Origin of the sequence: Nonomuraea sp. NPDC004580 (genome assembly GCF_040609855.1) — a bacterium.
GTDB classification, from domain to species: Bacteria; Actinomycetota; Actinomycetes; order Streptosporangiales; family Streptosporangiaceae; genus Nonomuraea; species Nonomuraea salmonea.
The window spans coordinates 55,411-62,021 of the sequence record NZ_JBEXLH010000054.1 but is presented as its reverse complement, the minus strand read 5'-3'; the positions used below and the strand labels follow the sequence as shown (position 1 = coordinate 62,021).

Annotated in this window: 4 protein-coding genes and 1 pseudogene; 3 read left to right on the top strand and 2 right to left on the bottom strand. The window is 72.5% G+C overall.

Annotation, left to right across the window (positions count from 1 at the left end; all coding sequences use genetic code 11):
* A pseudogene (locus tag ABZW11_RS36305) lies at positions 1-673 on the bottom strand (hypothetical protein); the annotation flags it as partial.
* 177 nt (positions 674-850) lie between these two features.
* On the opposite strand from ABZW11_RS36305, the gene pulA reads away from it, so the two are divergent.
* The 3 genes from pulA to ABZW11_RS36290 all read left to right on the top strand — a co-directional run bounded on the left by pulA (position 851) and on the right by ABZW11_RS36290 (position 5,480).
* The gene (gene pulA / locus ABZW11_RS36300) at positions 851-3,493 is read left to right on the top strand and encodes a pullulanase-type alpha-1,6-glucosidase (protein WP_355427504.1); all 2,643 of its coding nucleotides are present in this window, start codon (positions 851-853) and stop codon (positions 3,491-3,493) included.
* Between the two features lie 202 nt (positions 3,494-3,695).
* Complete coding sequence (locus ABZW11_RS36295; RefSeq protein WP_355427501.1) at positions 3,696-4,283, top strand: hypothetical protein; 588 nt, start codon at positions 3,696-3,698, stop codon at positions 4,281-4,283.
* Between the two features lie 474 nt (positions 4,284-4,757).
* Positions 4,758-5,480, top strand: a complete 723-nt coding sequence (locus ABZW11_RS36290; RefSeq protein ID WP_355427498.1) for a VIT1/CCC1 transporter family protein — start codon at positions 4,758-4,760, stop codon at positions 5,478-5,480.
* Positions 5,481-5,637: 157 nt separating this feature from the next.
* Here ABZW11_RS36290 and ABZW11_RS36285 read toward each other — a convergent pair whose 3' ends face one another.
* Positions 5,638-6,243: a LysE family translocator gene (locus tag ABZW11_RS36285; RefSeq protein WP_355427495.1), complete on the bottom strand. Its 606-nt coding sequence runs from the start codon at positions 6,241-6,243 to the stop codon at positions 5,638-5,640.
* Positions 6,244-6,611: the final 368 nt, after the last annotated feature.

Below are 6,611 nucleotides of genomic sequence, written 5' to 3'. Positions count from 1 at the left end.
GGGTGCGGGGGGCAGGGACGCCGGCCGCCGGTGGGGCCGCCGGGCCGTCCGGGGGGCGGGTGTTCTCGTCGCGGCGCCAGGTGCGCCGGGCGAGCCACCACAGCAGGACCACGATCGCCAGCGGCAGCAGAGACGTGACCGCCAGCCGCCGCGACGGCTCGTCGCCCCAGAGCACGGCGAGCCACCGCACCCAGACGGGCGCGGTGTCGGCGGCGCAGGCCCGGCCGGAAGCGGTGCACTGCCAGCCGACGAGGTCGACGCCGGCCCGGGTTACCGCGCCGACCAGCGTGCCGGTGAGCAGCAGCGCGAACAGCCGCTGCCCCGCCTCGGTCACGTGCCGCAGCCGCCTGGCCCCGGCGGGTCTGGGGAGCATGAAGTAGGCCAGGTTGGCGAGCGAGAACGGCAGCAGGAGCAGCCACAGCGCGATGGCCCGCCCGCCGGAGGTGAGGTGGCCCCAGGCGTAGGCCTCACGGTGACGCACGCCCGGCACGTCGGCGTGCTCTCCGGCCGGCGGACCGCCCTCCCACCAGCGGCGATAGAACCCGGTGGTGCCGTCGCCCGCGACGAGCCCGGGGTGGGGATGGGCGAGGACTCCGGCCGGCGGCGTGCCCGAGACGCCGTGCACGCGCAGCTCGGTCGCACCGTCGCAGGTCTCGTCGAGAAAACCGTCCACCAACCCAGCATCTAATCACTTACTGTTATTGGTCAAATACTCGTCGTGTTCGCGGTCATGGTCACGCTGCGGCAAACATGGCAAAGAGGACCATTCCGGGGCGCTTCGCTTCACCGCCGCTCAGGTGGGAACGAGGACGCTGAGGCTCCGTACGGGGGTGCGGTGCGGGGGTGCCCGATGGGCGAGGGGGCGAAGAGCCTGAGAGACATCATTCGCAGACGCGACGACAGGGAAGCGCCGCGGGAGCGCCCTGCCGAGAGTGACGACGGGCGCCTCAGCGAGGCCAGGGCACACTGGATCGACCGCGACACCGTGGTGTGGCCGGGCGAGCCGGCCTGCCAGGAGGGCGCGTTCCTGGTCTTCCACCCCGGCGACGTGCCGTGGGCCCACGGCGAGCAGGACTGCGGGGCCTGCCTGATCCGGCTGATGCCGGGCAGGCTCACCGGGCAGCAGCGCGTCAGGTGGCCGCACCTGGCCGGGCATCCCGCGTACAAGGTGGATCCGCAGGACGCCGACCTCGTCCCCGAGGCGCTGCGCGGCCAGGTGGTGGCCGTGCGGCGCGATCCCGAGGGCCGGGTCGAGGCCGTGACCGGCGTGCAGCTGCCCGGCGTCCTCGACGACCTGTACGCGGCCGCCGCCGGCGCCGTGCTGGGCCCGTCGGGGAAGATGTTCCCGAAGCTCGCGGTCTGGGCGCCGACCGCGCGGAAGGTCGAGCTGGCCCTGTACGGCCCCACGGGGCGGCGGGTGCACCGCATGCGGCGCGACGACGAGACCGGCGTGTGGACGGCGCACGGGCCGCCCGCGTGGTGGGGGCTGGAGTACACGTACCTGGTGACCGTCTACTCGCCCGATGCGGGGGCGGTGGTGACGAACGAGGTCACCGACCCGTACGGCGTGGACGTCACCGCCGACGGCCGGCGCAGCAGGATCGTCTGCCTGACCAGGGCGGCGCTCAAACCGCCCGGCTGGGACCGGCACGCCGCGCCGCCGCCGGTGCCGCAGCACCGGGCGGTGGTCTACGAGCTGCACGTCCGCGACTTCTCCGCCGCCGACCCGACCGTGCCGGAGGAGCTGCGCGGCACGTACGCGGCCTTCATCCTCGACTCCGACGGGACACGCGAGCTGCGCGCCCTTGCTGCCGACGGGGTCACGCACGTGCACCTGCTGCCGGTGTTCGACGTGGCGACCATCCCCGAGCGGCGCGAGGACCGTACCGAGCCTCCCGCCGGCGAGCTGGCCGCGCTGCCGCCCGACTCCGAGCGGCAGCAGGAGATCGTGGCCCGCACCGCCGCCACCGACTCCTACAACTGGGGCTACGACCCGCTGCACTACACGGTGCCGGAGGGTTCGTACGCGACCGGCCCGGACACCCGGGTCCGCGAGTTCCGCGCGATGGTGGCCGCCCTGCACGAGGCGGGGCTGCGCGTCGTCATGGACGTCGTCTACAACCACACCCACTCCACCGCCGTGCTCGACCCCATCGTGCCCGGCTACTACCACCGGCTGCTGGACGACGGCTCGCTCGCCACCTCCACCTGCTGCGCCAACACCGCCCCCGAGCACCTCATGATGGGCAAGCTCGTCGTCGACTCGGTCGTCACCTGGGCCCGCCACTACCGCATCGACGGCTTCCGCTTCGACCTCATGGGCCACCACCCGAAGTCCAACCTGCTCGCCGTCCGCCGCGCGCTCGACGCGCTCACGCCCGCCGCCGACGGGGTCGACGGGAAGTCGATCATCCTGTACGGGGAGGGGTGGAGCTTCGGCGAGGTGGCCGGTGACGCCAGGTTCGTGCAGGCCGCCCAGGCCAACCTGGCGGGCACCGGCATCGCGACGTTCAACGACCGGCTGCGCGACGCGGTGCGCGGCGGCGCCCCCTTCGACGCCGACCCGCGCGGGCAGGGCTTCGGCTCGGGCCTGGCCGGCGCGCCGAACGGCGCCCCCGTCAACGGCGGCCCCGACCAGCAGCGCGAGCGGCTGGCCCGCTACTGCGAGCTCATCAAGATCGGCCTCACCGGCGCCCTGGCCGGTTACGTGCTGCCGTCCGGGCGGGCGGGCTCGGAGATCTGGTACAACGGCATGCCCGCCGGATACACCGCCGCGCCGGGCGAGGCGGTCGCGTACGTGGACGCGCACGACAACGAGACCCTGTACGACGCGCTGGCGTACAAGCTGCCGCAGGGCACGCCGATGGCCGACCGGGTGCGCATGCAGGTGCTGTCGCTGGCGGTGGTGCTGCTGGCGCAGGGCATGGCGTTCCTGCACGCGGGCAGCGAGCGGCTGCGCTCGAAGTCGCTCGACCGCAACTCCTACGACTCCGGCGACTGGTTCAACCGGCTGCTGTGGGACTGCGCGCAGGGCAACGGCTTCGGCGCGGGGCTGCCGCCGCGGCGCGACAACGAGGCCCGCTGGCCGTACGCCCGCCCGCTGCTCGCCGACCCTTCTCTGCGGCCCGGTCCCGCCGACATCAGGGCGGCCCGCGCCATGGTCGGCGAGCTGCTGCGGATCCGGTCCTCGACGCCGGCCTTCGCGCTCGGGACGGCCGAGGAGGTGCGGCGGCGGCTGACGTTCCCGGATTCCGGCGAGGGAGTGATCGCGATGCGCATCGACACCTCGGGCCTGGACGAGCTGTGGCGGTCGGTCACGGTGGTCTTCAACGCCACGCCGTCACCTCAGGCCCAGGCCGCCGGTTCGCACGTGACGCTCCATCCCGTCCAGGCGGAGTCGGCCGATCCGGTCGTACGGTCGTCGTCGTACGACCCGTCCACCGGGACGCTGACCATTCCGGGTCGCACGGTCGCCGTCTTCGTGGAGCCGTAAAGGGTGGTTCGTCCGCGTTGAAGTGTGGCTGTACGGGGTAGAGGGAACGTTCATCGCATCACTGGCATTGAGCCGCACGACGGCGCAGACTGGATAGACGGCGATCGCGTGGAGCAGTGGAGCACCCGTGGACAATCACCTTGATCACCTGCCGGTCCTTTCCCGTGGCAGGCATCGCAACCCGAAACGCGGTGCCTGCTTCATGGAACTCGCCTCCTACCTGGCCGGCGAGCGCTGGAGCGACCACCCGGCCTGCACACATCCGCTGCTGGCCGCGCTCGCCAGGCTCGTCAACGACAACACCGACGACGAGAACCGGGCCAAGCTCGTCCATCTCGTACCGTCCATCATCGGCCTGAACAGCGACGACCTGCGTGTGGACGCGCACATCGCGCTGCGCTGCGCCACCACCGCCCTGCCGGTCGCCGCCGCCGAACGCCAGCTCGCCCTGGCCGTCTCGGTGCTCGCGGCCGAGGAGATGCTCGCCCGCCTCGACGGGGCGCCGTCCGGACGGATGAGCGAGCGCAGCCGCCGCGCGATGGCCGAGGTGCCGCACGCGGCCGAACAGGCCCGCCGCTTCAGCCGTGCCGCCCGCATCACGGATAAGGGCTTCCGCCGCTACGCCGCCCCGAACGCGGTGCAGCTGGCGGTGGTCGGCATCGTCCAGGCCTGCATCCCGGACCCGGACGCCCTGCTCCGCAGGCTGCTGGAGGAGACCATCGAGGAATGCGCCACCCTCATCCACCCCGCCAAGACTGAAGCAGCGGCACCGACCCCAGCCCACGCCTGACACGTCAGGGCCGCAGCCTCCTTCTTCGGGTGCGGCCGTGACACCTCGAAGCCCCAGCCTCCTTCTTCGGGTGCGGGCGTGACACGTCAGGGCCGCAGCCTCCTCTTCGGGTGCGGGGGCGTCGCCCCGCGTCCGCCATCTGGCCGCGGCCGCATGTCGAACTCGGCTCCAAGCGCATCGCAAGCGAATCGCACCCGTGCATTCCCTCGGCGGGCTGTGCGGCGCCCGCCCCCGCACCCGGTGAGCATGAGGCCGCCCTTCGCAGGGCCGTCCGGCACCGTCAAGGGCCGCCGACGGACGGTTGCACCGGTCACTGATGGGCGGTTGGAGCGATGCCACCGTCCATGATCGGGCGAGCACAGAACGCCGAAAAGCCCGTCAACACCGCAGGTCAGGCAAGGCTCGCCTTCGTTGCGGATCTTGTGGAGCATATGCCACATTCTTCATGAGAGATCCAAAATCGGAGGAAAACGTATGACGATCGAGCTCGCTCGTCCGCACTCTCCCGAGCAGCACCACACCCACCGGGACGTGACCGGTGGATGGCTGCGACCGGCGGTGTTCGGGGCGATGGATGGGCTCGTGTCCAACTTCGCGCTGATCGCCGGAGTGGTCGGCGCGGCGGGGGCAGGGCAGGGGGCGGTGCTGGCCGGGTTCGCGGGGCTGTTCGCCGGTGCGTGCTCGATGGCGGCCGGCGAGTACACGTCCGTGAAGTCGCAGACCGAGCTGATGCGGGCGGAGATCGCGGTCGAGCGCCGCGAGCTGGCCCGCAACCCGGTCGGCGAGCGCGCCGAGCTGGTGGCGCTCTACCGCGCGCGGGGCCTCGACGCCGAGCTGGCCGAACGGGTGGCCGACGGCCTGTCCGCGGACCCCGAGCAGGCGCTGCGGGTGCACGTCCGCGAGGAACTCGGCGTGGACCCCGACGACCTGCCGTCCCCGTACGTGGCCGCCGGCTCGTCGTTCTGCGCCTTCGCCGCCGGCGCACTGGTGCCGCTGGCGCCGTTCCTGTTCGGGGCGTCCGGGCTGCTGGTGGCGTTGCTGGTGAGCGTGATCGCCCTGTTCGGCTTCGGCGCGGTCGTGGCAGTCCTGACGGCCCGTCCGTGGTGGCTGGGCGGCCTGCGCCAACTCGCCCTGGGCGTCGGCGCCGCCACGGTCACCTTCGGCCTGGGCCACCTCCTAGGCGTCACCATCGCCTGACGCACGAGCCACGCGGACCGGCCAAGGGACACATCGCCCCCGCATTGAGCGAACGCGCGCACACAACACACCTGTTCCGCAGGGCGCGAACGCGCACGCAACACCGCGCGCTCGCGCTCCCGCCCCCCCGCGTCGAGACCGCTCAGGCGGGCGATGGTCAGGGGCGGGTCGAGGTGGCGAGTTTGAGGCCCAGGGCCACCAGGGCCACGCCGGTCAGGGCGTCCACTGCGCGGCGTACGTTCGGACGGGCGAACAGTTTGCGCAGGGCTCCCACCACGTTGGCCACCACCAGGAACCAGGCGACCGTCCCGACCAGCGCCGCCGCTGAAAGCGCCACCACCGGCGCCCCCGCTCCGAGGAACTGCGGCACCAGCGCCACGAAGAACAGGGCGGCCTTCGGGTTGAGGACGTTGGTCAGGAAGCCCTCCATGAACGCGGCCCCCGGCCCCCGCGTGCCCGCATCCGGGACGTCCAGCCGCAGGGTGCCGCCACCGCGCCAGGCCGCGAGCAGCGACCGTACGCCGAGATAGAGCAGATAGGCCGCGCCGACCACCTTGACGACGGTGAAGGCGGCGGCGGACGCCGCGAGCAGCGCGGCCACCCCCGTGGCTGCGGCGACCACCCAGGCGAAGACACCCACGGCGATTCCAGAAGCGGCGGCCATCCCGTGCACGCGACCGGAAACGGCCGAACGCCGCACGACCACCGCGAAGTCGGGCCCTGGCGACATCGCCCCGAGCACCACCACGCCACCAAAAGCCATAACCTGTCCCAAAGCTGTCACCCGCTCACCCTACGACCTCCCCTCCACCAGCCCCCACCCGCTGCCGATCCTCATTCACCCATCTCGGGCCAACGAAGCCCGCCTGTCCAGCTCTCGATCACGGAGGCCGGCTTCACACCGCCGGGAGGCGACGGGACCCACCTCACCGAGCCCCCGAACAACGAAACCGAGCTCACCGACCCTCGGCAAGGCGACCGGCATCGCCGGCCTCGAAGCGGGAGGGGGCCTCGCCGGTCTTCGGCGCCTGTGGCTGAGGTGCGCAGTGGGAGGCGTGGGGGCCGGAGGTCGCTTGTGTGAGCGGGGCCGGTTTCGGCCGGTCGCGGTGGCAGTGCAGGACTGTCACCGCG

Coding starts and splice junctions, on each gene's coding strand:
- ABZW11_RS36285 (WP_355427495.1), bottom strand. CDS start 6,243: ATGGCTTTTGGTGGCGTGGTGGTGCTCGGGGCGATGTCGCCAGGGCCC.
- ABZW11_RS36290 (WP_355427498.1), top strand. CDS start 4,758: ATGACGATCGAGCTCGCTCGTCCGCACTCTCCCGAGCAGCACCACACC.
- ABZW11_RS36295 (WP_355427501.1), top strand. CDS start 3,696: ATGGAACTCGCCTCCTACCTGGCCGGCGAGCGCTGGAGCGACCACCCG.
- pulA (WP_355427504.1), top strand. CDS start 851: ATGGGCGAGGGGGCGAAGAGCCTGAGAGACATCATTCGCAGACGCGAC.